We start from the raw sequence: 26,716 nt of genomic DNA, 5'->3' as shown, positions 1-26,716 counted from the left end.
ACGCCCGGGCATCCAAACGTATAGTCGGAGAGTGACGACGTTTAACGGCGCGATTGTCCGCCTCCGCCCAGCGGCTCCGGCTGACATCCCCGCCCTTGTTGCGATCCGCCGGACCCCGGAGGTCTACGCTCGCTGGCGAGGCGGCGAAGATATGTCCGCCGCCGTTGAACAGGACTTCGCGGAGCCGGACTCGACGCCGTACGTCATCGAGCTGGAGGACCATGTCATCGGTTGGATCCAATGGCAGTCCGAAGAGGAACCCGACTACCGGCACGCTTCCATGGACATTTATCTCGACCCCGCGTTCCACGGTCGTGGGCTGGGCACGGACGCGGTGCGGACCATGGCCCGGCACCTCGTCGTCGATCTTCGGCATCACCGCCTTGAAATAGATCCGGCCGCCGACAATGAGCGCGCTATTCGTTGCTACCAGAAGGTGGGCTTCCGGCCAGTTGGCATTCGCCGCCGGAGCGAGCGCGGTGCCGACGGCGGCTGGCACGACAGCCTCCTCATGGACATGCTCGCCGAGGAACTCACGGACTGACGCGAACAAGGGAAGGAAAACGGCCGCCGTACGAATGGTCAATTCGTCATACGGTTTCCGTACGCCTCCATTCGTGGTATACCGAATTCCGGGATGGGTGTTCACCGGGTCGAGATACTATCCGGGTCCCTCGCCTTTAACCTGGCACATTCACAGCGTTGTGAGCCTACCCTCTCCGGCAACGCCTTTTGCAAAGGAAATGTACGATGAGCGCAACGACAGAAGCAGGGCGCGGTCGGGGCCTGGAAGTGCGGTCCATCGACTACGTCCCTTTGAACGAGCGGCATGGCAAAGTCTCCCACATCGGTCCGTTGTGGTTTATGAGCAACGCCCAGATCGCCACGCTGGCGGTAGGTTTAATCAGCATCACACAGGCGGGAACCTGATCTGGTCTTTGATCGCGATCGTTATCGGAATTCTCATCGGCACACTTTTCATGGCCACGCACTCCTCACAGGGCCCCGCCACATCGACGTTGCTGCCGAAACCAGACTCGCTCAAGCGCAGGCTGCCGAGCTGGAATCGGCAGCCCGGGACCATGTCCTGCCCTAGTCCTGATCGGCAGCCTTCCGGTACAGCCGCCGGAGGGCCCGCGAGCCAGCTCACCGGCTCAGAGACCGCAACACCGCCGCGAACCGGCAACACCGCCCGATTTGAGCCAAAAAGGAGCCTCTGACCGGCGTTTCCGCAGGTCAGAGGCTCCTTTTCTGGTGCACCCCTCGGGACTTGAACCCGAAACCCATTGATTAAGAGTCAATTGCTCTGCCAATTGAGCTAGAGGTGCATTCGGCGCGTTCCGGGGGAGATTCTTGTCGTTTCCGTACCCCGCAACGACATGTAACTCTACATGCTTTTTCCCGCGCTGCGAAATCGGCGCGGCGCCGCAGCCGGCAGCGCATTCCGCGGCCATCCGGCCAGGCGAGTGCCGCCGTCGTCGGTCTTCCGGATAGCCCGGAAGGCTCCGCAGCACGGCGCCGAGCCGGCGCGGAAAACGCAACAATCCGACGGAATCGGTCCGGCTGGTGGGCCTGGTTCGCGCGCTGTCGGACGGCAGTCATAGACTCAGCCTATGAGCGTGGAAACTAATTCAGCCCCCCGCCCGGCCGAGCAGTCGGACGGGAAACCAGACATCAAACCCCGCAGCCGGGTAGTGACCGATGGCATTGCCGCCGCGCCGTCCCGCGGCATGCTGCGTGCCGTCGGCATGGGCGACGACGATTTTGCCAAGCCGCAGATCGGCGTCGCGAGCTCGTGGAACGAAATCACCCCCTGCAACCTGTCGCTGAACCGGTTGGCGCAGGGCGCCAAGGAAGGCGTTTTTGCCGGCGGCGGTTTCCCGATGCAGTTCGGTACCATCTCCGTCTCCGACGGCATCTCCATGGGCCACGAGGGGATGCACTTCTCGCTCGTCTCCCGCGAGGTCATCGCGGACTCGGTGGAAACCGTCATGATGGCCGAGCGCATTGACGGCTCCGTGCTGCTGGCCGGCTGCGACAAATCCCTGCCGGGCATGCTGATGGCCGCGGCACGTCTGGATCTGGCCTCAGTCTTCCTGTACGCAGGGTCCATCATGCCCGGGTTCGTGAAGCTGGAGGACGGCCAGGAAAAGGAAGTCACCCTGATCGACGCCTTCGAAGCCGTCGGCGCGTGCGCGGCCGGCAAGATGTCCGAGGAGGACCTGGGCCGGATCGAACGCGCCATCTGTCCCGGCGAAGGTGCGTGCGGTGGCATGTATACCGCCAATACGATGGCCTGCATTGGCGAGGCGCTGGGCATGTCCCTGCCGGGCTCGGCAGCCCCGCCCTCGGCGGACCGCCGTCGTGACGTCTTTGCGCACAGGTCCGGTGAAGCGGTGGTCAACCTGCTCCGTTTGGGTATCACCGCCCGGGACATCATGACCAAGAAGGCCTTCGAGAACGCTATCGCGGTCACCATGGCGTTTGGCGGCTCCACCAACGCGGTGCTGCACCTGCTGGCCATTGCCCGCGAGGCAGAGGTGGACCTGACCCTGGATGACTTCAACCGGATCGGGGACAAAATCCCGCATTTGGGGGACCTGAAGCCGTTCGGCCGGTACGTCATGTTCGACGTGGACAAGATCGGCGGCGTGCCGGTGATCATGAAGGCCCTGCTCGACGCCGGCCTGCTGCACGGCGACTGCCTCACGGTCACGGGCAAGACCCTCGCGGAGAACCTCGCGGAGATCAACCCGCCGGACGTGGACGGCAAGATCCTGCGCGCGCTGGATAACCCGATCCACAAGACCGGCGGCATCACCATCCTGCACGGTTCGATGGCTCCGGAGGGCGCCGTCGTCAAGAGCGCCGGCTTCGACGCCGACGTCTTTGAGGGACCGGCTCGCGTGTTCGAGCGTGAGCAGGGTGCCCTGGAGGCGCTCAAGTCCGGGTCGATCAAGGCCGGGGACGTCGTCGTCATCCGTTATGAAGGACCTAAGGGTGGGCCCGGCATGCGCGAAATGCTGGCCATCACCGGGGCCATTAAGGGTGCCGGGTTGGGCAAGGATGTTCTGCTGCTCACCGACGGGCGCTTCTCCGGCGGCACCACCGGCCTGTGTATTGGGCACGTCGCGCCGGAAGCGGTCGACGGCGGTCCGATCGCCTTTGTGCAGGACGGTGACACCATCCGCGTGGATATTGCCGGCCGCAGCTTCGATCTTCTGGTTGACGCGGCGGAGTTGGAGTCCCGCAAGGTTGGTTGGGAGCCGATTCCGGGGAAATTCACTAAGGGTGTGCTCGCCAAGTACGCCAAGCTGGTTCACTCGGCGAGCACCGGCGCCTACTGCGGGTAGTTCCCCGGGGAGTTCCACCCGGCGTTGCCTGCACGGAAGGCTGCGCCGGCTGGGCCGGTGAGTGGACGCTCCGTCCGCATGATGAGACGGGTTATGCTTGGTTTGACACTTTGCAGCGGTAAACGGAAAACTACTTATATGCAGTTCATATCCGTAGTCGTCCTTATTTAGCGCGTGACTGGTTAGCTTTACAAAAGCTACAGTCCGACTGGATACAGTTCGGATAATCACCATGCGCAAACCCCTCGCAGAGCCTTACCGGCTGAGGGGTTATTTTTGTTTCCACCACCAGCGGCAACTCATACCGACGTGAACCTACCCGAGACCCAAGCAGTCAGAAGCCACTGAAGACTGTGAAACATGTGTTCCACTAAGGAAGAATCCGATGAGTAAAGGATCGCCCGTCAGCCCGTCGCTGATGGCCACCAAGCCGCACGGTCACGCTCCTGCGGCGGCCTCAAATGCCGCATCCTCCGCAGTCCAGGGGACCAATAACATTGTTGGACCCAATAACATTGTCGGACCCACGCAGATGACCGGTTCTCAGGCCATTGTCCGCTCGCTCGAAGAGCTGGGCGTCAAGGATATTTTCGGTCTTCCTGGCGGCGCAATTCTGCCCACCTATGATCCGCTGATGGCCTCAACCATGAACCACGTTCTGGTCCGGCACGAGCAGGGAGCCGGCCACGCCGCGCAGGGTTACGCCATGGTCACCGGCCAGGTCGGGGCGTGCATCGCCACCTCGGGTCCGGGTGCCACCAACCTCGTCACCGCCATCATGGATGCCCACATGGACTCGGTCCCGATCGTGGCGATCACCGGCCAGGTGTCCAGCGGCGTGATCGGCACGGACGCGTTTCAGGAGGCGGACATCGTAGGTATCACGATGCCGATCACCAAGCACTCCTACCTGGTCACCGATGCCCAGGACATACCGCGCGTGCTGGCCGAGGCATTCTATCTCGCCTCGACAGGCCGGCCGGGCCCGGTCCTGGTGGACGTCGCCAAGGACGCACAGCAGGCGAAGATGACCTTCTCCTGGCCTCCGGTGATCGACCTGCCCGGCTACCGTCCTGTGTTCCGCGGCCATGCCAAGCAGCTGCGGGAGGCCGCGCGCCTGATTGCCGCAGCCAAGAAGCCGGTGCTGTACGTCGGCGGCGGGGTCATCAAAGGCCATGCTTCCGTGGAACTGCTCGAACTCGCGGAGCTGACCGGGATTCCCGTGGTCACCACGTTGATGGCCCGGGGTGCCTTCCCGGACTCGCACCCCCAGCACGTGGGCATGCCAGGGATGCACGGCGCGGTTTCCGCCGTCACCGCCTTGCAGCAGTCCGATCTGCTGATCACCCTAGGCGCCCGCTTTGACGACCGCGTCACGGGCATACTGAACACCTTCGCCCCACTGGCCAAGGTCATCCATGCGGATGTGGACCCGGCGGAGATTTCCAAGAACCGTGTGGCGGACGTGCCCATTGTGGGCTCCGTGAAGGAGATCATTCCCGACCTCAGCGCGGCGGTGAAGGCCGAATTCGAACAGAACGGCACCCCGGATCTGGCCGACTGGTGGACGTTCCTGAACAACCTGCGCGAGACGTATCCGCTGGGCTGGACGGAACCCGAGGACGGGTTGACGTCTCCGCAGCGGGTGATCCAGCGGATCGGGGAGCTGACCGGTCCGGAAGGCGTTTACGTCGCCGGTGTCGGACAGCACCAGATGTGGGCCTCGCAGTTCGTGAAGTACGAGCGCCCGCATTCCTGGCTGAACTCGGGCGGCGCCGGCACCATGGGGTACGCGGTTCCCGCGGCCATGGGCGCCAAGGTGGGCAACCCGGACCGTGTGGTCTGGGCGATCGACGGCGACGGCTGTTTCCAGATGACGAACCAGGAACTGGCCACCTGCGCGATCAATAAGATCCCGATCAAGGTAGCGGTCATCAACAATTCGTCCCTTGGCATGGTCCGGCAGTGGCAGACGCTTTTCTACGAGGGCCGGTATTCCAATACGGACCTGAACACCGGACATGACACGGTGCGGATCCCGGACTTCGTCAAGCTCGCCGATGCCTACGGCTGCGTCGGCCTGCGCTGCGAACGGGCCGAGGACATCGATGCCACCATCGAAGCCGCGCTGGCCATCAACGACCGGCCCGTCGTCATCGACTTCGTTGTCAGCCCCAATTCCATGGTCTGGCCCATGGTTCCTTCGGGCGTCAGCAACAGCCAGATCCAGGTTGCCCGAAACCTGACTCCGGTGTGGGAAGAAGAGGACTAAAAATGACGACGCGACATACACTTTCCGTTCTGGTGGAAGACAAACCCGGCGTGCTGACCCGAGTGGCGAGCCTCTTCGCCCGGCGGGCCTTCAACATCAATTCTTTGGCCGTCGGGCCCACCGAGGTGCCCGGGATGTCCCGGATGACCGTAGTGGTCGACGCCGAAGGTGACCTGATCGAACAGGTCACCAAACAGCTGAACAAGTTGATCAATGTGATCAAGATTGTTGAGCTGCTGCAGGATAATTCCGTGCAGCGGGACCACATTCTGGTCAAGGTGCGCGCGGACGCCGCCACGAGGCTGCAGGTCACCCAGGCTGCAGATCTCTTCCGGGCCTCAGTTGTCGACGTTTCCACCGATTCGTTGACCATCGAGGCCACCGGCACGGCCGACAAGCTTGCGGCGCTGCTCAACGTGCTGGAGCCTTTCGGCGTCCGTGAAATTGTGCAGTCGGGCACGCTGGCCATCGGACGGGGATCCCGTTCCATGAGTGACCGGGCGCTCCGGACCGCGTAGTGCATTTTTGAGCTTCTGGATTTTTTGGATATTTGCAGTACATAAACTATGAGGAGTAACAAGTGACCGAGATGTTTTACGACGACGACGCCGATCTGTCCATCATCCAGGGCCGCACCGTCGCCGTCATCGGCTATGGCAGCCAGGGCCACGCGCACGCGTTGAGCCTGCGGGATTCCGGCGTGGACGTCCGCATCGGTCTCAAGGACGGTTCCAAGTCCCGTGCCAAGGCGGAGGCTGAGGGCCTGCGCGTCCTCAGCGTCGCCGATGCCGCCGCCGAGGCTGATCTGATCATGATCCTTACTCCGGACCAGGTCCAGCGCAGCGTGTACGCGGAGGACATCGCCCCGAACCTGCAGGCCGGCGACGCGCTGTTCTTCGCCCACGGCTTCAACATCCGCTACGGCTACATCAAGCCCCCGGCCGACGTTGACGTTGCCCTGGTCGCGCCCAAGGGCCCGGGACACGTGGTCCGCCGTGAATTCGAGGCCGGCCGCGGCGTGCCGGACCTGATCGCCGTCGAGCAAAACGCTTCCGGCAAGGCCAAGGAACTGGCCCTGTCCTATGCGAAGGCGATCGGTGGAACCCGCGCCGGCGTCATCGAAACCACGTTCACCGAGGAAACCGAAACGGACCTCTTCGGCGAGCAGGCCGTGCTGTGCGGCGGTGCCTCACAGCTGATCCAGTACGGATTCGAGACCCTGACCGAGGCCGGCTACCAGCCGCAGATTGCCTACTTCGAGGTGCTGCACGAGCTCAAGCTGATTGTTGACCTGATGGTTGAGGGCGGCATTGCCAAGCAGCGCTGGAGCGTTTCCGACACGGCCGAATACGGCGATTACGTCTCCGGCCCGCGCGTCATTGACGAGCGTGTGAAGGAGAACATGAAGGCCGTGCTGAAGGACATCCAGGACGGCACCTTCGCCAAGCGGTTCATCGACGACCAGGATGCCGGCGCCCCGGAGTTCAAGGCGCTGCGCAAGAGGGGCGAAGATCACCCGATCGAGTCCACGGGCCGCGAACTGCGCAAGCTGTTCTCCTGGATCAAGAACGACGACGACTACACCGAAGGCTCCGTCGCCCGCTAGTCCCCACTCTCTACGGCGGGCCGCCGACGACGGCCCTCTCGGGCAGCACATCGGCGCCCGCTCATTACGGGCCGCCGTCGTCGGTCTCTTATATCGGCAAGGAAGCCGGGCTCCTTCAACTGTGGGAGTCCGGTTTCCGTGTGAGCAGCACCGTTTCACCGCCAATTGCATCTGAACGTCCGCCTGAATATCCAGCCAAGCTAAAGAGGTCACCGGTGACAGCCACCAAACCAGTCGTACTCCTTGCAGAGGAACTTTCGCCCGCTACGATCGACGCCTTGGGGCCCGATTTCGAAATCCGCCACTGCGACGGGGCGGATCGGTCCCAGCTGCTCGCCGCCATCGCCGACGTGGACGCCATCCTGGTCCGCTCCGCCACGCAGGTGGACGCCGAGGCGATCGCCGCGGCCCGCAGCCTGAAGGTCATCGCCCGCGCGGGCGTCGGCCTGGACAACGTGGACATCAAGGCCGCGACGCAGGCCGGCGTCATGGTAGTCAACGCGCCGACGTCGAACATTGTCTCCGCCGCAGAGCTGACTGTCGGGCACATCCTGAGCCTGGCCCGGCACATACCCGCCGCCAGCGTGGCGCTGAAGAACGGCGAATGGAAGCGCTCCAAGTACACCGGAACCGAGCTCTACGAGAAGAAGCTTGGCATCATCGGGCTGGGCCGGATCGGTGCCCTCATCACGGCCCGCGCGCAGGGCTTCGACATGGAGGTCCTGGCCTACGATCCCTACGTCACCTCCGCCCGCGCCGCACAGCTGGGGGTGCAGCTGGTCAGCCTCGATGAGCTGCTCGCGCAGAGCGACTTCATCACCATCCACATGCCCAAAACGCCGGAGACGGTGGGCATGATCGGGGCGGATGCGTTTGCCAAGATGAAGAAAACCGCTTACATCATCAACGTGGCACGTGGCGGCCTGGTGGACGAGAGCGCGCTCTACACCGCGCTGACCGACGGCGAGATTGCCGGCGCCGGCATCGACGTGTTCGTCAAGGAGCCGGCGACGGACCTGCCGTTCCTGTCCCTGGACAACGTGGTGGTGACCCCGCACCTGGGGGCCTCGACGGATGAGGCGCAGGAAAAGGCCGGTGTATCCGTGGCGAAGTCGGTGCGCCTGGCTTTGGCCGGTGAACTGGTGCCGGATGCGGTGAACGTTGCCGGCGGAGTCATTGCTCCGGACGTGCGCCCCGGTATTCCGCTGATGGAAAAGCTGGGCCGGATCTTCACCGCGCTTACGCATGATTCCGTGACGCAGATCGACATCGAGGTGGCCGGGGAGATTGCCGTCCACGACGTGAAGGCGCTGGAACTGGCCGCGTTGAAGGGCGTCTTCAAGGATGTCGTTTCCGAGCAGGTTTCCTACGTCAATGCCCCCGTTCTGGCCGAACAGCGCGGCATCAATACCCGACTGATCAAGACCACGGAATCCGGGGAATACCGCAACGTGCTGACGATCCGCGGCGCCCTGTCCGACGGCTCGCAGGTATCTGTTTCTGGGACGCTTACCGGGCCGAAGCAGGTCGAAAAGCTGGTGGGCGTCAACGGTTACGATGTTGAGATCCCCATCAGTGACCACCTCGTCGTCATCTCCTATGCCGACCGTCCCGGCGTGATCGGCACACTGGGCCGCCTGCTGGGCGATGGCGGCATTAACATTGCCGGCATGCAGGTTGCCCGGAACACGGAGGGTGGCCAGGCGTTGTCGCTGCTGACGGTGGACAGCTCCGTTCCGCAGGATGTGTTGGACGCCATCAAGTCCGAAATCGGGGCCACCATGGCCCGCGAGGTGGACCTGGAGGACTGACCTAGCTGAATTGCCTTTGAGCTGGACGGATGCCGGTTGAATTTCCCTGGCATCCGTCCAGCTCATCCTCCACGGCAGACGGAATCGGCATCCGAACTGGGGGCGGGGATGGACCTGCGCCGCCGCCGTGGCGCCTGAACGCAGGGCGGAATCCCTCTACGCTGCTTATCACTCACACGGCCCGTCGCCAGCTCGCGGAAGATCTACCCGAAGGACCAGCTTACGCGGCCCATCATTTATCGTGGGTCCCCTACTGGAGAATCCGCACCGAGTCTCATCGACGAGGACCGTCAGATCGTGAGCGTCGTTGACATCGCGCACCGCCGGGACGGCTATCGTTAGCACCCCTGACAACCTTCGCCGACGCCGGGTTGACGGAAGAAATCCCTCAATGGGTGGAAAAAGGTTAGGGACTGTTCAATCCACCACAAGGATTTCGTCGTCCGTTCCCTGGTTGGTCAGCACCCACAGCTTTTGTTGGGAACCTGTTTCGTTTTGGTCGGCCGGCGCGGCGACGACGTCCCGGAGCCGGCCGTATTCGCCGCGGAAAAACTCCTGCGGCTGGGCCGGATCCGTCCCGTGCAGCACCACCTGCCACAGCCGTTCGCCGCGCAGGGCACTCAGGTAAGCAACGTCGTCGACAATTGCCAGACCGCTGGGGGAGGCGTCCGCCGTCGAAGGCCACACCACTTTCGCGTCGATCAGCCCGGCCCGCCCGGGCGCGCCGGTGACCAGCGGCCACCCGTAATTGCCGCCGGGCTGGATCAGGTTCAGCTCGTCATTGATGTCGGGGCCGAACTCGCTGATCCAGAGCCGGCCAGCGGAATCCCACGCGATGCCCTGGACGTTTCGGTGCCCATAGCTGTAGACCGGGCTGTTACCAAACGGATTTCCCGGCGCCGGCTTCCCGTCCGCAGTGATCCGCAGCACCTTGCCGTTGAGCGAATTCCTGTCCTGCGCGCTGTCCTGTTGCAAGGCGTCGCCGGTTCCCACGTAAAGAAAACCATCCGGCCCGAACTTGATCCGGCCGCCGTCGTGGTTGTTCGCCTTGGCAATGCCGGTCAGCAGCACCTGCTGCAGACCCAGTCGGCCGTCCTCATACGTCATCCGGACCACCCGGTTGTCCGTCGCCGAGGTGTAGTAGGCGTACACATAATGGTCGCTGTTGAATGTGTCGGCCACGGCGAGCCCCAGCAGACCGCCCTCGCCGCCGGGGACCACATTCGCGACTTTTCCCACTTCCGTTTTTCCCGCTGCTGCCTTTCCCACTTCCGCTTTTCCCGCGGCTGGAGCGCTGCCGTCGTGGACCAGCTGAATTATGGCCGTGTCCCGCTCGGACACCAGCGCGGTTCCATCCGGCAGAAACGCGATGGCCCAGGGGAGATTCAGACCGGTGGCAAGTACGGCGCTCACCGTCGGCGGCGCCGTCGTCGTACCTTGCCCGGCACTGTTTTGCGGCGCGCTGCCCGAAACACCGCCTTGCGGCGCGCTGCCCGAAACACCGCCTTGCGCCGCGCTGCCCGAAACGGGGGACGACGACGGCGCACCCGGGGTGTCCGCGCCCGGAACCTGTGGAGGGGCAGACGGCGTGCAGCCGGACGTCAACGCAACGCAGACGGTGAGCACGCACGCGGCAAGCCGCGCGCGAATCCTTCTGCCGTTCCGCTGAGATCCCATGGCCGTGCTGCCCTTCCACGCTGCCTGCCGGGGTGTAACTGCTACCGTCTCATAATGCGGCGGGCGGAGCCAGAGCCGACCGCCCGCGCGCTGCCCGGCAGAATCCGCGCGGCCCGGCACTCGAGCCTTGCACACGATGCGCTGACGGTGACCGATCCCGCAGCGTTCCCTGCTACCAGCGGCTGATCGGGGCGGATCCCGTGCTCGATGAGGACACCGGCCCCTTCCGGCACGTCGTGTTCACACTCGGGCACACTGCCCGGGCTGCGCGAGTTCCCCGAAGGAGCGACCGGGTGCGCCATTTGACGAGCGCCGAGTGGGCCTCGATGATGTGGCTTTCGCATGCGCGGATCGCAGCCAGCTGGTGTCGTGGCAGACGCGGCTGGTGGGAATCGGCATTGAGCGTGGCGACATCGTCGATGCGGGCTACGGAGCCGGATTCTTATTCCGCGACCCGGACAACATCGCACTCGAGTTTTTCGCTCCGCCGCGGTAGTTGTCCATAATTGCGGGTGCCCGCTGGCGTGTTCAAGGGTCCAACCGCGGCACACGCGGCGCACGGCGCGCGGCTCCAGCAGCGCCCGAATACATCGTGCGCGGTGGCCGGGTCAAAGTCTGCGCCGGATGATCCGCCGCCCGCGTCGGCTTCATCCACCGGTAGGTTTCGACAAGCTGAACCACCGGCGGGTAACTTCATAGAGTGAGTTCACCTGTGCAGGCCCAGACCCCTTTCTATGTCACCACCGCCATCTCCTATCCGAACGGCGTGCCGCACATCGGCCACGCCTACGAGGTGATCGCCACGGACGCCATGGCGAGGTTCAAGCGACTGGACGGATATGACGTATTCTTCATGACCGGCACCGACGAGCACGGGCTGAAGATGCAGCAGACCGCACAGAAGCTTGGCCTGACCGCAAAGCAGCTCGCCGATGAGAACTCCGCCGCATTCAAGCAGATGAGCGCTGATTTGGGGATCTCCCACAACCGTTTCATCCGCACCACAGACGCGGATCATTACGCAGCGGCCGCCGCGATCTGGCAGCGGATGGAAGCCAACGGGGACATCTACCTCTCCCAGTACGCCGGCTGGTACTCCGTCCGCGACGAGCGATACTTTGTGGAGGACGAGACCGAGGTACGGGACGACGGAATCAGGTACGCCACGGAAACCGGCACGGAGGTGACCTGGACCGAGGAGGAGAGCTACTTCTTCAAACTCGCGTCCTACCAGGACAGGCTGCTGAAGCACTACGCGGACCATCCGCTTTTCGGCGCCCCGCACAGCCGCTTCAACGAGGTCGTCAGCTTTGTTAAGAGCGGCTTGGAGGACCTCTCCATCAGCCGCACCTCCTTCGACTGGGGCGTTCCTGTCCCGGGCAACCCGGACCACGTGATGTACGTCTGGGTCGACGCGCTCACCAACTATCTCACCGGCGTCGGCTTTCCGGACATGGAATCGGAGAGCTTCAAAAAGTACTGGCCCGCCGACGTGCACGTGATCGGCAAGGACATCTCCCGCTTCCACGCCGTCTACTGGCCCGCGTTCCTCATGTCCGCGCAGCTTGAGCTGCCCAAGCGTGTCATGATCCACGGATTCCTGCACAACAATGGCGTCAAAATGTCCAAGTCGCTGGGCAATGTGGTGGCCCCGGCGGATTGGGTGACGCAGTACGGGTTGGACCAGGTGCGGTTTTTCCTGCTCCGCGAGGTGCCCTTTGGCGCCGATGGGTCCTACAGCCATGACTCGATTGTCGGCCGGATGAATTCGGACCTGGCCAACAACCTGGGCAATCTGGCGCAGCGGTCGCTGTCCATGGTCGCGAAGAGCTGTGACGCCAAGGTCCCGGTGCCGGGCGCCTTCACGGCTGCGGACCGGGACATTCTGGCCCAGGCCGGCGTTCTGCTGGAGCTCTGCCGCGAGGCCTACGAGGTGCAGGATTTCCACCGTGCGCTGGAGGAAATCTGGACCGTTTTGGGCGACACCAACGCCTACTTCGCGGAGCAGCAGCCGTGGGTGCTGCGCAAAACCGACCTCGACCGGATGAACACGGTGCTGTACGTGACCCTGGAGGTGCTGCGCATCGTCTCCATTCTTGTGCAGCCGGTCATGCCCGGCTCTGCGGCCAAACTGCTCGACGCGCTGGGCCAGGGCACGGCACCGGACGACGACGTTCGACAGTTCGCGGCGATCAGGACTCTGCTGGTGGCAGGGACGGCCCTCCCGGCCCCCGCGCCGATCTTCCCCAAGTATGAAGAGCCGGCTGAAGCCTGAATCACCCTCCCCGGGCTTCCCCGCCACCACCCGGTGAGTGGGGGGCTGCCCCCAAAATGCGGGACATGCGGGCAGCTCTCCCACTCGACGGTTCTGAAATCGTCCATGGGATGGGCTCAGCCGGGGGAGACGACTCCGGTTTCATAGGCGATCAGGACCAGCTGCACCCGATCGCGGGCATCGAGCTTACTGAGGACATGGCCCACGTGCGTCTTGACGGTGGCCTCGGAGACGAACAGCGACCGCGCAATTTCCGGGTTGGACAGGCCTTCGGCGATCAGCCCAAAGACCTCGCGCTCGCGGACCGTGAGACTTTCGACGGCGGTATGGTGGCGGTCGTTTGCCGGGTCGGGATCACCCAAGAGGGGTGCGACATGTGCCAGCAGGCGCTTGGTAGTGGACGGTGCGATGACGGCGTCCCCCCGGTAGACGGTGCGAATGGCTCCCAGGAGTTCCTCCGGCGGAGCATCCTTGAGCAGAAATCCGCTGGCCCCGGCCCGGATGGCGGCAAGGGCGTGTTCATCCAGGTCAAAGGTGGTCAGGACAACTATTTTGAGCTCGGACAGCCAGGATCCGGCCGCCGCACTGCGGGACCGCTCCATCAGCCTTCGGGTGGTTTCGATACCGTCCATGGTCGGCATCCGGACGTCCATCAGCACCACATCCGCAGCGGTCGCGGACATCGCCGCAAGAGCCTCATACCCGTTGCCGGCCTGGACCACCACTTCCAGGTCGGGCTGGCTGTTGATCAGCATAGTGAAGCCGGAGCGGACCAACTGCTGGTCGTCCACCAGCGCAACGCGGATGGGCTGGCTGCCGGTCTCCGACGGTGCAGGACTAACGAATGCGGCAGAACTCATGATCAGGCCTCCGTATAGGGGATGAATGCGCTGATCCGGAACCCGCCGCCGGGCGCCGGCTTCGCGGTAAGTGTTCCATCGTAGAGCCTGATGCGCTCGGCCATGCCGCGGATGCCGTTGCCGCCCATGCCCCCCGCGGGCGGATGGGCGGCGGCCCCGCGGCCGTCGTCGAGCACGTCGATCTGCAGGCCCCGGGCCACCCACTGCAGCGAGGTGCCCGCGGTGGCACACGGACCAACATGTTTGAGGACATTCGTCAGGCCCTCCTGGATCACCCGGTAGGCGGTGAGCTCCGCACCTGCCGGCAACGGCCGCCGGGGCTTCCCGCTCTGCTCGAAGCTCAGTTCCAGCCCTGCCGCGCGGAAGCCCAGGAGCAGATCATCAATGTCGGCGAGGCCCGGAAGCGGCCGGGTGGAGGCCTCCTCGCCACCGCGCAGCACCCCCAACAACCGCCGCATTTCCTGCAGCGAAGCCCGCCCGGTCTCGGCGATCGTCTGCAGCGTCGCCGTTGCGACCGACGGATCCGCGGCCGCCGCGTAGCGACCCCCATCGGCCTGGGTGATGATGACGGACAATGAGTGCGCGACGATGTCATGCATTTCCCGGGCAATGTGCGATCTCTCGTCGGACGCCGCCAGGGCACGTTCCTGCTGCTGCTCCACCTCGAGCCGGTGGGTCCGGCCCTCCAACGCCTGTTCCCGCAGCCTCCTGGTCCGGGTCAGGTCGCCCAGGGTCCAGCTGAACAGCACGAGAACCCACCCCATCACCACCAGAAATGCTGTGGAGGGGAGGTTGGCCACGGTTTCCATGGTCAAGTCGGTATAAAAGCGCGTGACAAGCATGACAGCGCCCAGCAGTGCCAGGAACAGGCTGCCGATGCTGGCCCAGCGCGCACCGTAGGCGGCGACCGCATAGACGGCGAGAACGACGGCGACGTCCGCCGGTCCCGGTTGAATCGCCAGGGCCCACTGCACGACGGCGACGGCGGCAATCACCAAGGCGGCAGTGGTGGGTCGGGCGCGGCGCCAGGCCAACGGCAGGACCAGCAACGTCGCAATGACGAAGGAGCTGGCCGCTTCGGAGCCCAGCAGCGTGGTGGCAGCGAAAAGGAGCCAGAGGATCGCCACAAGGGTGAAGTCCACGGCGAGGCGGTGCCGGCGGAACCAAGCGTAGATCCGGTGCATAACCATGATCTACGACTTTAGATTATCCGTCCGGCGCAGTCATCATGCCGCGGGAGGATGCGTGCCTCCCCACCATGTCCGGATTGTGAGATGCGCTGCCCATCATGTGGATACTTTGACTAGGCTGAAAACCATGAGCACATCGATGAATATTGCCGTTATTCCCGGCGACGGAATCGGCCCGGAGGTCATAGCGGAGGCCGTCAAAGTCCTGAAGAGGGCTGTCGCCGTCGAGAATGTGGCGCTGGATCTGACCGAGTATAAGCTGGGCGCCGAACACTGGCTGCAGACGGGCGAGACCCTGCCCGACAGCACCCTCCGGGCCCTGCGCACTCACGACGCGATCCTGTTCGGCGCCGTAGGTGGCGCTCCCGGAGACACCAACATCCCCTCAGGCCTTATTGAACGGGAGATGCTGCTCAAGCTCCGCTTCAATCTCGACCATTACGTCAATCTGCGGCCGTCCCGGCTCTACGACGGCGTCGACAGCCCGCTGGCCAACCCCGGCACCATCGATTTTGTCGTGGTCCGTGAGGGGACCGAAGGGCCGTACGTTGGCAACGGCGGGGCGCTGCGCGCCGGAACGCCGCAGGAAGTCGCCACTGAGGTGTCCGTGAATACGGCGTACGGCGTGGAACGCGTGGTGCGCGACGCCTTCCGCCGGGCCAGCGCCCGCCCGCGCAAAAAGCTCACATATGTCCACAAGCACAATGTCCTGGTGTATGCAGGCCATCTCTGGAAGCGGACCGTGGGGGCCATCGCGGCGGAATTTCCCGAGGTCGCCGTCGACTACCTCCATGTTGATGCGGCCATGATCTTCCTGGTCACCAACCCGGCACGGTTCGACGTGATTGTCACCGACAACCTCTTCGGCGACATCGTCACCGATCTGGCCGCCGCCATCACGGGCGGCATCGGCCTGGCCGCCTCGGGCAACATCAACATGGACCGCACCGCGCCGTCCATGTTCGAACCCGTTCACGGCTCCGCCCCCGACATCGCCGGCCAGCAAAAGGCCGATCCTACGGCGGCCATTTTGTCTGTGGCCTTGCTGCTGGACCACCTCGGCTACGACGCCGCCGCCCGTCGGGTGGAGGCCGCAGTCGTCGCGGACATCGCGCAGCGGAGCTCTGTCGGCACCCGCAGCACAATGGCAATCGGAGACGCGATCGCGGCGTCACTGTGAGCAGTGGGTCAGGAGCAGCACGCAGGCGTTGCTGTCAGGAGAGGACAGGGGCAGCATGCAGTAGCGCACCGTATGAGCGGCGCGCGGGCGCAGCCGCGGGAGTAGGCTGAAGATTGCAAAACCGCGTGCACATCGGAGTGCACAACTATGTGGAGGAACCATGACCCAGACAGTCAATGAACTGGATTTCACGCAGAATCTTTCGGCACACCGGAAGACTGCCCAAGAGCGCGCCGCTATCCTGGAGAACCCCGGATTCGGCGATCACTTCACAGACCACACGGCCGTTGTCGATTACCGCACCGATTCGGCTGGTCACGGCGGCTGGAGCAACGCCCGAATTGAGCCTTACGGACCGATTTCGCTGGATCCGGCGGCCGCTGTGCTGCACTACGGCCAGGAGATCTTTGAAGGCCTGAAGGCTTACAAACACGCCGACGGTTCCGTCTGGACCTTCCGCCCCGAGGCAAACGCCGCCCGGCTCAACCGCTCTGCCGAGCGTCTGGCGCTGCCGCAACTGCCCGAACAGGTGTTCCTGGACGCCGTCCGCGGCCTGGTTGCGGCTGACCAGGACTGGATTCCCAGCCGTGACGGGGAGAGCCTGTATCTGCGCCCGTTCATGATCGCCACCGAGGCGTTCCTGGGTGTGCGCCCTGCGCGTGAGGTATCCTTCCGAGTCATCGCTTCTCCGGCCGGCAATTACTTCGGCGGCGAGCTCAAGCCCGTTTCCATCTGGATCTCGCATAACTACGCCAGGGCGGGCCGCGGAGGTACCGGCGCCGCCAAGTGCGGTGGAAACTACGCCGCTTCCTTGGCGGCGCAGCTGGAGGCCGAGGCCCACGGCTGCAAGCAGGTCCTCTTCCTGGATCCCTTCAACGACGACGCCGTTGAGGAACTGGGCGGCATGAACGTTTTCTTCGTTTTTAAGGACGGTCGGCTCGTTACGCCTGCATTGACCGGAACAATTCTGGAGGGCGTCACCCGCATGTCCGTCATCCAGCTGGCGAAGGACCGAGGACTGGACGTCCAGGAGCGCAAAATCACTTTGGGCGAATGGCGTGACGGAATCGCCTCGGGTGAGATTACCGAGGTCTTTGCCTGTGGCACTGCGGCGGTCATCACGCCCATCGGACTGCTCAAGGACGAAACGGAAAGCATTGGTTCCGCCGATGCCAAGGCCGGGGATATCGCGATGGGTATCCGGGATCAGCTGCTGGGCATCCAGACGGGGACAGCTGAGGACCCGCACGGCTGGCTGACCCGGCTGGCTTAAGCACAACTTCCTCGTTCATGAGCCGAGTGCCGTAAGCAGAAGATCGCGTACGTAGGCAGCCGTTTGGGCAGGGCTTCTTGAACAGGACATGACGAAAGCATGACGGCGGTCGTCGCACCTTTGCGGGTGCGGCGGCCGCCGCCGTTGCACCCGCCTCTCCGAGATCACGGCCCACTGGAAGACCAGCTGTTTTCCTCCACTCAAGGCGCCGGCGCCGCAAACGTCCACACCTCCGAAGACAGGGGTTGCCCCGAAAACCTGCATGCACTGCAATCAGTGCATGCACTGATTGCAGTGCATGCAGAATCCGGGAGGAACCATGTCATCAGTAACCGTGAGATATCTGGATCCGGAAGTCCTTGCCCAGTTGCGCGTTCTGGCGGCGCAGAACGGCCGGTCCATGCAGGTCGAACTCAAGGTGATGATTCTGCGGCATCTGGATTCCCCAACTGCCCAGGGGTCCGACCCATCAAGCATCCCGATCGCGCTGCTCAAAGTCCCGCAATGGTACGAGGAGCTGTTCGAGTCCCAAGCGATGGCTTTCGCACTGGGCGGGGCGCACCTGCCGCCGCGGATTTCAACCATGCACATGGTTGCCGCCACGCATGATCCGGGCGACTGAGTCATGCTGCTGCTCGATTCCGATGTGCTGATGGATCTGCTCTCCGGACGGAACGATCAGCGCCAGTCCGAATGGTTCAAACTTCATCCGGAGCGTCCGCACACTTCCGCCCTTGCCGTCGCCGAAGTTCTGACCGCGATCGGTTCACTCCACGAGTGGGAGCGGTTTTCAGCGGGCAAGGCCACGACGACGATTCTTGCGACGGCTTTGGACCGGAGGGTGGTCCCTTTTGACCTGGACTGCGCGGAGCCGCTCGCGAGGCTGGCCCGGCTGAAACGCGCCGACGGTACATATTATCCGCTTGCGACACTAATGTCGGCAGCTTTGGCAGCGAGGTACAGCGCGGAACTCGTCACCGGGCGCCCAGAAGAATACGCCGGTCTCGGCATCGCCACCGTGAGTCCCTGAGGCTGTGCGAATCGGCGCCGCAAGGCTGAAAAAGCCCGGGGGCCCGGACCTGGTTGGAAATGGGCGACGAAAGATAACAGCTAGAGTAATAACCATGCGTATTGCCCGGTTTGTAGCAGATTCTGATCCCCTCTACGGCCTCGTTGAAGGGGAGCCCGGCAGTGAAGAAGTCACTGTCATCAAGGGAGACCCTTTCTTCAACGGCATCGAACGGACGGCCGTAACGCACAAGCTGGAGGACGTTCGGCTGCTGGCTCCCATCATTCCACGCAGCAAGCTGGTGGGTATCGGCCGCAATTTCGTTGAGCATGCCCATGAACTGGGCAATGAAGTGCCGAAGCAGCCGTTAATGTTCCTGAAGCCGAACACTTCTGTGATCGGTCCGAATGATCCGGTCGTGCTGCCGGAGTTTTCCGATGAGGTCTCCTACGAGGCAGAGCTTTGTGTGGTCATCGGCCGGATCTGCAAGGACGTCCCTGCGGAGCGTGTGGATGAGGTGATTTTCGGTTACACCTGCGGCAATGACCTCACTGCGCGGGACGTGCAGAAAGCGGATCAGCAGTGGGCGCGCGCGAAGGGCTTCGATACCTCGGCACCGTTGGGACCGTGGATCGAGACCGAACTGGACACCGAAGATTTGGTTATCAGGGGCTGGCTGAACGGCGACCTGCGCCAGGAAGGCAGCACCAGCCAGATGGTCTGGGGCGTGCGGGAACTTGTCTCCGTAGTCTCCAAGGCTTTCACACTACTTCCAGGCGATGTCATCATGACGGGGACGCCGTCCGGAGTAGGCCTGGTCAAGGCGGGGGACCGCTACGAGATCGAGATTGAGGGTATTGGGCGGCTGTCCAACCCGATAGTGCGCCGCTGACTTAGGGGCAGGCGGATAGGCGGTAAAATTGCAATCATTATGACTACTTCCGCCGTGATTCCCACCGTGACTGAAACAACCCCCGTCCGCGTCAGATTCTGTCCCTCGCCTACGGGGACCCCACACGTGGGTCTGATCCGCACGGCACTGTTCAACTGGGCCTATGCCCGCCACTCCGGCGGTAAAATGATCTTCCGCATCGAGGACACGGACGCTGCACGAGACAGTGAAGAGAGCTACCATCAGCTGCTGGAAGCCCTCAAATGGCTGGGCATCGACTGGGACGAGGGCGTCGAGGTGGGGGGACCGCACCCGCCGTACCGTCAGTCACAGCGCGGCAACATCTACCAGGCTGCGATCGAGAAGCTGATGGGCGGCGGCTTCGTCTACGAGTCATACTCGTCCCCGGACGAGGTGGAGGCCCGGCACCGCACCGCCGGCAGGGACCCCAAGCTCGGTTACGACAACTACGACCGCGACCTCACCGTTGAGCAGATCGCCGCGTTCAAGGCCGAAGGGCGCCAGCCCGCCATGCGGCTGCGCATGCCCGAGGATGATCTGACGTTCAAGGACCTGGTCCGCGGCGAGATCACCTTCAAGGCCGGCACCGTCCCGGACTACGTCGTCGTCCGGCCCAACGGGGCGCCGCTGTACACCCTGGTCAACCCGGTGGACGACGCGCTGATGGGCATCACCCACGTGCTGCGCGGGGAGGACCTGCTCAGCTCCACGCCGCGGCAGATCGCACTCTACCGCGCCATGATCGCCGTCGGAATTGCCGAGTACATGCCGCTGTTCGGCCACCTGCCGTATGTGATGGGCGCCGGCAACAAGAAGCTGTCCAAGCGCGATCCGGAGAGCAATCTCTTCCTGCACCGGGAGCGCGGCTTCATCCCCGAGGGACTGCTGAATTACCTCTCCCTGCTGGGCTGGTCGCTCTCGGCCGATGAAGACATCTTCACCGTGGAGCAGCTGGTTGAGCACTTTGACATCCACGACGTGCTCGCCAACCCGGCCCGGTTTGATGCGAAGAAGGCCGAGGCCGTAAACGGCACGCACGTGCGCCTGCTCGCAGCGGAGGACTTCCGCGACCGGCTGGTGCCGTACCTACAGGCCGCTGGCATTGTCGGCGAGAGCCTCACCGCCCGCGAGGATCAGATCCTCACCGAGGCCGCGCCGCTGATCCAGGAGCGGATCACGCTGCTGGGCGAGGCTCCGGAAATGTTGAGCTTCCTGTTCAAGGACGACGACGCCGTCGACGTTGCGGACGACGCCCGCAAGGGTCTGCCGGACAACCTCGCCGAGGTTCTGGCCGCGGCGGTATCGGCGCTGGAGCCGGTGCAGGAGTGGACGGCGGAGAATCTTCAGACCGTTCTGAAGCAGGTGCTGGTCGAAGAGCTGGGCCTCAAACCCCGGCTCGCCTTCGGGCCGGTGCGGACAGCGGTCTCGGGTCGCCGGATTTCGCCGCCCCTCTTCGAATCGATGGTCATCCTGGGCAAGGAATCATCGCTGGCCCGCTTGAAGAACTTTCGCGGCTAGCGGCGGGAGCTGACGGCGGCAGAGACGGCGTTGGCGTCCGTTCCCTCACCGGGCGGACGCCGGCCGCCGGGCGTGCACCTCTCCACGCTCCGGAGGCATCGGCAGCTCCCACCCGCCGCTCGCGTCTGCTGATCTTCCGCGCAACCTCCCACCTTGGCGGCTCATCCGGGCCTCCGGTTGGAGACCGTTTTGTTCTCTCCGCCGGAATCGGGTACAGTTTATTTCCGGCGCTTGAGCCGCTTGAACAGCCGGGAAACCGGTCGGAACGAGCAAAAAGCGCCATTGGGATATGGTGTAATTGGCAACACAACGGTTTCTGGTACCGTTATTCTAGGTTCGAGTCCTGGTATCCCAGCGCTCGGTGAATCCGCTTTTGAAGCGCGGTTGTCCGGCGGTTAGTACATGAAAGTATTAGGGCCCCATCGTATAGCGGCCTAGTACGCTGCCCTCTCACGGCGGTAACGCGGGTTCGAATCCCGCTGGGGTCACAACAGAAGCTCCTGTCCGGTGCAACATCCGGACGGGGGCTTTTCTCGTTTCGGCTGCGCAACGGGGATTTTGCGTAGGCGTCCGTAGCGCGCGAGGTGGCCCGATCCGGGGGGAGAGACCCGATCCCCGCGGCAGGGCCAGTGCCGCCCCGAATTCCTGTGGGCACCCCGAGTTCTCCCGACGTTTGCCACCTCAGACTTCGACAGCGGGCCTAATCATCACACTGGCTGAGCCAACCGGATACGCATGCCCGGGCAGATCTCAGAGCCGGGCGATGGCGTCCCGGACTTTCATCAGCGTTCGGAGGTTTCTCGTCGTCGTACTCGATTTGTATCGGCCTTTGGCCGACAACTTACTGAACGGACTGTCCAAGGTTCCCCCGGCGGGTGCCAGCCATGCGGTGGCTTCCGGACCGAGCCGGGTCTGCTCCACGCCGTCGAGCCGCTCGGCCAGTGTGTACAGTTCCTCGATGATCGCCTCATCTGAGCCGAGGGTGATGTAACTGTGCTGTTCGGTGGAGTCGGCGGGATAGGGGCAGGCAGCGATGATTTCCGTCAGCCGGAAGGCGCTGAGGACGACGACCCAGGCGTCGTAGCCGAAGCTGTCCCGGAGGCACTTTTCCACGGTCGACTTGATTTCGTCGCCGCTCAGGGCGGTGCGGCAGGCGATGTTTCCACTGGCAAGCAGCGTGGCGAAGCTGCGGAAGGGCAGGTGCGCCAGCTCCCGCTTCAGGTCTGCCATTTTGATGTTGATGCCGCCGACGTTGACGCCGCGCAGGAAAACAGCATAGCCGTCGTTGGGAGCGCGGGTGGAAGCGCCGGCCCCCGGGGTGACCTCACCGGCTGGGGTGGGCTCGGAAGAATCTCTGGTCGCGTCGCTGTTCATGGAGCCAGACTAGCGTGCAGCCGACTCGGCGGTCTTGCGGAGCGCTTCCGTCAGGGTCCGCGCGGCGCCGCAGACAATCTCCGCGTGCAGCCGGCCGGGCTGGCGCGTGAGGCGTTCGATCGGGCCGGAGATGGAGACGGCGGCAATGACCCTCCCGGAGGGACCGCGCACAGGTGCGGAGACGGAGGCCACGCCCATTTCCCGCTCGCCCAGGCTCTGGCCCCAGCCGCGCCGACGGACCCCGGCGAGCACTGTCGGCGTGAAGCGGGCGTTCTGCAGTCCCTCCAGTAGACGCTCGTGGTCTTCCCATGCCAGCAGTACCTGGGCCGCCGAGCCGGCCTTCATGCTCAGCTGGGTGCCCACCGGGATGGTGTCCCGCAGACCGATCGGCCGTTCGGCGGACGCCACGCAGACGCGCCAGTCGCCCTGCCGTCGGAAAATCTGCGCGCTCTCGCCGGTGACGTCGCGCAACTGCAGTAGTACCGGGCCCGAGGCGGCAATCAGCCGGTCCTCGCCCGCAGCGGATGCCAGCTCCACCAGGCGGCTGCCGAGCACAAACCGTCCCTGCATGTCGCGGCTGACCAACCTGTGGTGCACCAGGGCAAGCGCGAGTCGGTGCACCGTGGGACGGGCCAGGCCGGTGGCGGCAACGAGCTGGGCGAGGGTCGTGGGTCCGGCTTCTAAAGCGTCCAGAACCAGCGCCGCTTTATCAATGACGCCAACACCGCTAGAATTGTCCATGTACTGATATTGCCGTCTCAATATATGAGATGCAAATCGATTGGCTGGCGCGGTCCATCGCGATGCTGGTTCAGTTGACACGAGATGACATGAAGTCGCAGCGACAACAGGCATCCCTGGACGCAGCCGATCGGCGGCGCACGGCAGGTGCCATTGATGAAGGGAGCCGGCCGTGACCGAAGCAACAACTGCACGTGCAGCCGCACAACCCGCGGAAGAAGGCATGGCCGCGCAGCCCACTGTGGAGGGAACGTCGTCGACCGCGGCCGCTAAGCCCTCCGTGCAACCGGCGGATCACCGGATTGCCGGACGCCGCTCAGCCGGGGCGAAGACCCTGGCGGAAAAGGTCTGGGAGGACCACATTGTCCGCAAGGGCGAGGGTACGGGAGACGCTGCCCAGCCCGATCTGCTCTACATCGACCTTCATCTGATCCATGAGGTCACCTCCCCGCAGGCTTTTGAGGGGCTTCGCCTAGCCGGCCGTCCGCTGCGCCGCCCGGACCTGACCATCGCCACCGAGGACCACAACACCCCGACGCTGGCGATCGACAAGCCGATTGCGGACCTGACCAGCCGGACTCAGATCGAAAAGCTGCGCGAAAACTGCCGTGAATTCGGCGTCCGCCTGCACTCCCTCGGCGATGCCAACCAAGGCATTGTGCACATCATCGGCCCGCAGCTCGGCCTCACCCAGCCGGGTATGACGGTGGTCTGCGGCGACTCGCACACCTCCACGCACGGGGCGTTCGGAGCCCTGGCGATGGGCATCGGCACCTCCGAGGTAGAGCATGTGATGGCCACCCAGACGCTGCCGTTGAAGCCGTTCAAAACCATGGCCATTAACGTCGAAGGCACCCTGCGTCCGGGCGTAAGCTCCAAGGACATCATCCTGGCCGTGATCGCCAAAATCGGCACCGGCGGCGGTCAGGGCTACGTGCTGGAATACCGCGGCTCGGCCATCCGCGCGCTGTCCATGGAAGCCCGGATGACCATCTGCAACATGTCCATTGAAGCGGGGGCGCGCGCCGGCATGGTGGCCCCGGACGAGACGACTTTCGAGTTCCTCAAGGGCCGCCCGCACGCGCCGCAGGGCGCCGACTGGGATGCCGCCGTCGACTATTGGAAAACTTTGAAGACCGACGACGGCGCCACTTTCGACGCCGCTGTTGACCTCGACGCCGACACGTTGGAGCCGTTCGTCACCTGGGGGACCAACCCGGGGCAGGGCGTATCTCTCAGCGGCAGCGTGCCGTCGCCGGAGGACTTTGGCGACGAGAATGCGAAGGCCGCGGCGGAGCGGGCGCTGGCGTACATGGACCTGGCGGCCGGCACGCCGATGAAGGACATCCGGGTGGATACCGTCTTCCTGGGCTCCTGCACCAACTCCCGCGTCGAGGATCTGCGCGCCGCGGCGGACATCATCCGCGGACGCACCAAGGATCCGAAGATCCGCATGTTGGTGGTGCCCGGCTCCGCCCGCGTCCGGTTGGATGCCGAGGCCGAGGGGCTGGACAAGGTGTTCACGGACTTCGGTGCGGAATGGCGCTTCGCCGGCTGCTCGATGTGCCTGGGCATGAACCCGGACCAGTTGGCACCGGGGGAGCGCTGCGCCTCCACGTCGAACCGCAACTTCGAGGGCCGGCAGGGCAAGGGCGGGCGCACCCATTTGGTGTCCCCGGTTGTTGCCGCGGCCACGGCTGTGCGTGGAACGCTCAGTTCGCCGTCGGACCTGCCCCCGCGCACTGAGCCGGACACCGGCAGCCCGCTGGCGGATCCCGCCTCGGTGGCAGAGCCTGCCGAATCCCCGTACGCCGAGTCCACGGTCAGCTAGGAGACAGTCATGGAGAAATTCACCACGCATACCGGAATCGGCGTCCCGCTGCGGCAGAGCAATATCGATACGGATCAGATCATTCCTGCCGTGTACCTTAAGCGCATCACCCGCACCGGCTTCGAGGATGCGCTGTTTTCCAGCTGGCGGAAGAATCCCGAGTTCATTCTCAACCAGAAGCCCTTTGACGCAGGCTCCGTGCTGGTGGCCGGCGCGGACTTCGGCACCGGGTCCTCGCGGGAGCACGCCGTCTGGGCGCTGAAGGACTTCGGGTTCAAGGCCGTGCTTTCCTCCCGGTTTGCGGACATTTTCCGGGGCAATTCGGGCAAGCAGGGGCTGCTGGCCGCCGAGTTGGCGCAGGATGACATCGAGCTGATCTGGAAGGTGCTGGAGAACGCGCCGGGCACCGAGATCACCGTGGATCTGGACAGCAAAACCGTGCACTGCGGCACCGTTGTGGCGCCGTTTTCCATCGATGACTACACCCGCTGGCGGTTGCTGGAGGGGCTGGACGACATCGGCCTGACCCTGCGCCAAGAAGTGGACATCACCGCCTTCGAGGCCACCCGTCCCGCGTTCAAGCCCACCACCCTCCCGGCGCGGACGTAGCCGGGGACGGCAAGCCGGGCTGGGGACATAGCCCGGCGCGGACGTAGCCCGGGACGGGCGACCGGCTGGGATGCCGGTGAAATGGACGGGTGCCGTGGAAATTTCCACGGCACCCGTCCATTTGTATGGCCAAACACGCGGGACGCGGAGTGCGTGACGCGGAGTGCGGACGCGGCGAACTGCGTGACCACGACTTCATAGCGGCCGCAGCCCAGCGCCCAGCAGCCGTTGACGCAATAATTCGGGGTTGCTGACCTCGGTCCACATCCAGCGGGTCACCCGCAACCCCGTATCCCTGATCCGGTCCTCGCGGACCTTTTCCTTCCACAGTGCATCGGCAGGTAAGTCCCCGGCGAGGAATTCACCACGCGAGTACTTGACCCAGCCATCAAATTCGCCGACTAATCCGAGCTCCTTCCAGTAAAAGTCCGTGTAACCGATCCGGCCCTGCCCATCCCGAACCTCGTGTTGCAGCTCCGGTGCGGGGAACCCGAACTGCACCATATGGGCCCGGCTGAGCGATTCGCCTGGGGAACCGGAGAGCCCGTCGGCGAACGCCAGCACCCGTTCAACCCGCCTGATGTAATTTGCATGCGGCAGCAGTTTCATCGAAATTTCCATGTGGCTCTTCTGGATCGGGCGGGATCTTTGCTCTCCCACTAACAGCCGCGGGGACAGGATCCGATCCATTGCCGCAACGGCCTCTGGAAAAGGCAGAACCACCGCAAGATCGCGGGCCGTCTGCAGTTTGGATGTCACGGTCAGACCGTCTACCTGTGCCGTGCAGACTTTTGACAGGTCCGTTCGGTGCCGGTAAACGCCCGCCCCGGAATGTCCTCCGCCAGACCGGCCTTCAAAGGTGTCCACCAGTGCCGGAATGGTTATGACGGGGATTCCCCACACTTGCGCGGACGCACGGTGGCAGAAAATCGGAGCCGAACGGGCTGTGCGATGAACGGCTTCGATCCGCATCCGATACTGTTCCCAGGGCTTGAGGTCTTTCCACACGGGGGTCGGCAGGTACAGTCCTTGCCGGACACGCATGAGCTCGCCGGCCTTGGCGCGCAGGGACAACCTGCGGGAGAAATATTCATCGTCTGGATCGTCCGCCGAGGTGATCCATAGTGGCGGTGTGAAGTTACTCATTCCCGCAGACTGCCGGTTTGCGGCTGACTAAGCCATGGGACTGTTGCTGATTGTGAACCGGGAGGTCGCATTGTGCCC

The 26,716-nt window shown here is 64.1% G+C and carries 23 protein-coding genes and 3 tRNA genes; 19 read left to right on the top strand and 7 right to left on the bottom strand.

From position 1 onward, the window contains the following. Positions 1-31 precede the first annotated feature (31 nt). A complete protein-coding gene (locus ACLLJI_RS13275; RefSeq protein WP_434612964.1) occupies positions 32-544 on the top strand; it encodes a GNAT family N-acetyltransferase in 513 nt (170 codons plus the stop codon). Between the two features lie 206 nt (positions 545-750). Further along, complete coding sequence (locus tag ACLLJI_RS13270) at positions 751-930, top strand: hypothetical protein (RefSeq protein ID WP_434612961.1); 180 nt, start codon at positions 751-753, stop codon at positions 928-930. 322 nt (positions 931-1,252) lie between these two features. Here ACLLJI_RS13270 and ACLLJI_RS13265 read toward each other — a convergent pair. After that, positions 1,253-1,328, bottom strand: a tRNA-Lys gene (locus ACLLJI_RS13265). A 285-nt stretch (positions 1,329-1,613) separates the two neighbouring features. Between ACLLJI_RS13265 and ilvD the strand changes: the two genes are divergently transcribed. The 5 genes from ilvD to serA all read left to right on the top strand — a co-directional run bounded on the left by ilvD (position 1,614) and on the right by serA (position 9,042). Further along, positions 1,614-3,353 (top strand): dihydroxy-acid dehydratase, encoded by a 1,740-nt coding sequence (ilvD, locus tag ACLLJI_RS13260; RefSeq protein ID WP_434612958.1) that lies wholly within the window; start codon positions 1,614-1,616, stop codon positions 3,351-3,353. 385 nt (positions 3,354-3,738) lie between these two features. Further along, positions 3,739-5,625, top strand: coding sequence for an acetolactate synthase large subunit (locus tag ACLLJI_RS13255; RefSeq protein WP_434612955.1), 1,887 nt, complete (start codon positions 3,739-3,741; stop codon positions 5,623-5,625). A 2-nt stretch (positions 5,626-5,627) separates the two neighbouring features. Continuing rightward, entirely contained in the window at positions 5,628-6,143 is a 516-nt protein-coding gene (ilvN, locus tag ACLLJI_RS13250) for an acetolactate synthase small subunit (protein WP_434612952.1), read from the top strand. Positions 6,144-6,205: 62 nt separating this feature from the next. Next, on the top strand, positions 6,206-7,231 hold the full coding sequence (ilvC, locus tag ACLLJI_RS13245; protein WP_283560382.1) for a ketol-acid reductoisomerase: 1,026 nt from the start codon (positions 6,206-6,208) through the stop codon (positions 7,229-7,231). Between the two features lie 215 nt (positions 7,232-7,446). Further along, positions 7,447-9,042: a phosphoglycerate dehydrogenase gene (serA, locus tag ACLLJI_RS13240; protein WP_434612948.1), complete on the top strand. Its 1,596-nt coding sequence runs from the start codon at positions 7,447-7,449 to the stop codon at positions 9,040-9,042. A gap of 417 nt (positions 9,043-9,459) precedes the next feature. Here serA and ACLLJI_RS13235 read toward each other — a convergent pair whose 3' ends face one another. Beyond that, on the bottom strand, positions 9,460-10,719 hold the full coding sequence (locus ACLLJI_RS13235; protein ID WP_434612945.1) for a PQQ-dependent sugar dehydrogenase: 1,260 nt from the start codon (positions 10,717-10,719) through the stop codon (positions 9,460-9,462). Positions 10,720-11,083: 364 nt separating this feature from the next. Between ACLLJI_RS13235 and ACLLJI_RS13230 the strand changes: the two genes are divergently transcribed. Both ACLLJI_RS13230 and metG read left to right on the top strand, forming a co-directional pair. Next, complete coding sequence (locus tag ACLLJI_RS13230; RefSeq protein ID WP_434612942.1) at positions 11,084-11,215, top strand: hypothetical protein; 132 nt, start codon at positions 11,084-11,086, stop codon at positions 11,213-11,215. Between the two features lie 204 nt (positions 11,216-11,419). Next, positions 11,420-12,994, top strand: coding sequence for a methionine--tRNA ligase (metG, locus tag ACLLJI_RS13225; RefSeq protein WP_434612939.1), 1,575 nt, complete (start codon positions 11,420-11,422; stop codon positions 12,992-12,994). A gap of 116 nt (positions 12,995-13,110) precedes the next feature. On the opposite strand, the gene ACLLJI_RS13220 is transcribed toward metG, so the two are convergent. Both ACLLJI_RS13220 and ACLLJI_RS13215 read right to left on the bottom strand, forming a co-directional pair. Continuing rightward, complete coding sequence (locus ACLLJI_RS13220; RefSeq protein WP_434612936.1) at positions 13,111-13,854, bottom strand: response regulator; 744 nt, start codon at positions 13,852-13,854, stop codon at positions 13,111-13,113. A gap of 2 nt (positions 13,855-13,856) precedes the next feature. Then, positions 13,857-15,044, bottom strand: a complete 1,188-nt coding sequence (locus tag ACLLJI_RS13215) for a sensor histidine kinase (protein ID WP_434612933.1) — start codon at positions 15,042-15,044, stop codon at positions 13,857-13,859. A gap of 127 nt (positions 15,045-15,171) precedes the next feature. Between ACLLJI_RS13215 and ACLLJI_RS13210 the strand changes: the two genes are divergently transcribed. From ACLLJI_RS13210 to ACLLJI_RS13175, 8 genes are all read left to right on the top strand, one after another. Continuing rightward, positions 15,172-16,224 carry a 3-isopropylmalate dehydrogenase gene (locus ACLLJI_RS13210; RefSeq protein ID WP_283560387.1) on the top strand — a complete coding sequence of 351 codons (1,053 nt, stop codon included), beginning with the start codon at positions 15,172-15,174 and terminating at the stop codon, positions 16,222-16,224. A 160-nt stretch (positions 16,225-16,384) separates the two neighbouring features. Further along, complete coding sequence (locus ACLLJI_RS13205; RefSeq protein WP_434612930.1) at positions 16,385-17,497, top strand: branched-chain amino acid aminotransferase; 1,113 nt, start codon at positions 16,385-16,387, stop codon at positions 17,495-17,497. 319 nt (positions 17,498-17,816) lie between these two features. Continuing rightward, positions 17,817-18,119 carry a FitA-like ribbon-helix-helix domain-containing protein gene (locus ACLLJI_RS13200; protein WP_434612928.1) on the top strand — a complete coding sequence of 101 codons (303 nt, stop codon included), beginning with the start codon at positions 17,817-17,819 and terminating at the stop codon, positions 18,117-18,119. A 3-nt stretch (positions 18,120-18,122) separates the two neighbouring features. Next, positions 18,123-18,527, top strand: coding sequence for a type II toxin-antitoxin system VapC family toxin (locus ACLLJI_RS13195; protein WP_434612926.1), 405 nt, complete (start codon positions 18,123-18,125; stop codon positions 18,525-18,527). Positions 18,528-18,621: 94 nt separating this feature from the next. Further along, complete coding sequence (locus ACLLJI_RS13190) at positions 18,622-19,398, top strand: fumarylacetoacetate hydrolase family protein (protein WP_434612924.1); 777 nt, start codon at positions 18,622-18,624, stop codon at positions 19,396-19,398. 39 nt (positions 19,399-19,437) lie between these two features. Continuing rightward, positions 19,438-20,937 (top strand): glutamate--tRNA ligase, encoded by a 1,500-nt coding sequence (gltX, locus tag ACLLJI_RS13185; protein ID WP_283560392.1) that lies wholly within the window; start codon positions 19,438-19,440, stop codon positions 20,935-20,937. A 283-nt stretch (positions 20,938-21,220) separates the two neighbouring features. Continuing rightward, positions 21,221-21,292, top strand: a tRNA-Gln gene (locus tag ACLLJI_RS13180). A gap of 60 nt (positions 21,293-21,352) precedes the next feature. Continuing rightward, a tRNA-Glu gene (locus ACLLJI_RS13175) sits at positions 21,353-21,425 on the top strand. A 262-nt stretch (positions 21,426-21,687) separates the two neighbouring features. Here the strand turns inward: ACLLJI_RS13175 and ACLLJI_RS13170 are convergent. Both ACLLJI_RS13170 and ACLLJI_RS13165 read right to left on the bottom strand, forming a co-directional pair. After that, a complete protein-coding gene (locus tag ACLLJI_RS13170) occupies positions 21,688-22,311 on the bottom strand; it encodes a DUF1697 domain-containing protein (protein WP_434612921.1) in 624 nt (207 codons plus the stop codon). A gap of 9 nt (positions 22,312-22,320) precedes the next feature. Next, positions 22,321-23,052, bottom strand: a complete 732-nt coding sequence (locus ACLLJI_RS13165; protein ID WP_283560394.1) for an IclR family transcriptional regulator — start codon at positions 23,050-23,052, stop codon at positions 22,321-22,323. Between the two features lie 223 nt (positions 23,053-23,275). Between ACLLJI_RS13165 and leuC the strand changes: the two genes are divergently transcribed. Together leuC and leuD are read left to right on the top strand one after the other, a co-directional pair. Continuing rightward, positions 23,276-24,883 (top strand): 3-isopropylmalate dehydratase large subunit, encoded by a 1,608-nt coding sequence (gene leuC, locus ACLLJI_RS13160; RefSeq protein ID WP_434621517.1) that lies wholly within the window; start codon positions 23,276-23,278, stop codon positions 24,881-24,883. Positions 24,884-24,892: 9 nt separating this feature from the next. Further along, complete coding sequence (gene leuD / locus ACLLJI_RS13155) at positions 24,893-25,492, top strand: 3-isopropylmalate dehydratase small subunit (protein WP_434612919.1); 600 nt, start codon at positions 24,893-24,895, stop codon at positions 25,490-25,492. Positions 25,493-25,687: 195 nt separating this feature from the next. Here leuD and ACLLJI_RS13150 read toward each other — a convergent pair whose 3' ends face one another. Beyond that, on the bottom strand, positions 25,688-26,638 hold the full coding sequence (locus tag ACLLJI_RS13150) for a hypothetical protein (protein WP_434612917.1): 951 nt from the start codon (positions 26,636-26,638) through the stop codon (positions 25,688-25,690). Positions 26,639-26,716 lie beyond the last annotated feature (78 nt).

Source organism: Arthrobacter sp. A5, from assembly GCF_051131705.1.
Lineage (GTDB): Bacteria > Actinomycetota > Actinomycetes > Actinomycetales > Micrococcaceae > Arthrobacter_M.
This window is presented reverse-complemented; position numbering and strand designations above follow the sequence as displayed.

Bases quoted from the DNA above. Each gene is read 5' to 3' on its own strand.
- ACLLJI_RS13270 (WP_434612961.1), top strand. From the start codon at position 751: ATGAGCGCAACGACAGAAGCAGGGCGCGGTCGGGGCCTGGAAGTGCGG.
- ilvD (WP_434612958.1), top strand. From the start codon at position 1,614: ATGAGCGTGGAAACTAATTCAGCCCCCCGCCCGGCCGAGCAGTCGGAC.
- ACLLJI_RS13255 (WP_434612955.1), top strand. From the start codon at position 3,739: ATGAGTAAAGGATCGCCCGTCAGCCCGTCGCTGATGGCCACCAAGCCG.
- ilvN (WP_434612952.1), top strand. From the start codon at position 5,628: ATGACGACGCGACATACACTTTCCGTTCTGGTGGAAGACAAACCCGGC.
- ACLLJI_RS13235 (WP_434612945.1), bottom strand. From the start codon at position 10,719: ATGGGATCTCAGCGGAACGGCAGAAGGATTCGCGCGCGGCTTGCCGCG.
- ACLLJI_RS13220 (WP_434612936.1), bottom strand. From the start codon at position 13,854: ATGAGTTCTGCCGCATTCGTTAGTCCTGCACCGTCGGAGACCGGCAGC.
- ACLLJI_RS13215 (WP_434612933.1), bottom strand. From the start codon at position 15,044: ATGGTTATGCACCGGATCTACGCTTGGTTCCGCCGGCACCGCCTCGCC.
- ACLLJI_RS13210 (WP_283560387.1), top strand. From the start codon at position 15,172: ATGAGCACATCGATGAATATTGCCGTTATTCCCGGCGACGGAATCGGC.
- ACLLJI_RS13205 (WP_434612930.1), top strand. From the start codon at position 16,385: ATGACCCAGACAGTCAATGAACTGGATTTCACGCAGAATCTTTCGGCA.
- ACLLJI_RS13200 (WP_434612928.1), top strand. From the start codon at position 17,817: ATGTCATCAGTAACCGTGAGATATCTGGATCCGGAAGTCCTTGCCCAG.
- ACLLJI_RS13195 (WP_434612926.1), top strand. From the start codon at position 18,123: ATGCTGCTGCTCGATTCCGATGTGCTGATGGATCTGCTCTCCGGACGG.
- ACLLJI_RS13190 (WP_434612924.1), top strand. From the start codon at position 18,622: ATGCGTATTGCCCGGTTTGTAGCAGATTCTGATCCCCTCTACGGCCTC.
- gltX (WP_283560392.1), top strand. From the start codon at position 19,438: ATGACTACTTCCGCCGTGATTCCCACCGTGACTGAAACAACCCCCGTC.
- ACLLJI_RS13170 (WP_434612921.1), bottom strand. From the start codon at position 22,311: ATGAACAGCGACGCGACCAGAGATTCTTCCGAGCCCACCCCAGCCGGT.
- ACLLJI_RS13165 (WP_283560394.1), bottom strand. From the start codon at position 23,052: ATGGACAATTCTAGCGGTGTTGGCGTCATTGATAAAGCGGCGCTGGTT.
- leuC (WP_434621517.1), top strand. From the start codon at position 23,276: ATGGCCGCGCAGCCCACTGTGGAGGGAACGTCGTCGACCGCGGCCGCT.
- leuD (WP_434612919.1), top strand. From the start codon at position 24,893: ATGGAGAAATTCACCACGCATACCGGAATCGGCGTCCCGCTGCGGCAG.
- ACLLJI_RS13150 (WP_434612917.1), bottom strand. From the start codon at position 26,638: ATGAGTAACTTCACACCGCCACTATGGATCACCTCGGCGGACGATCCA.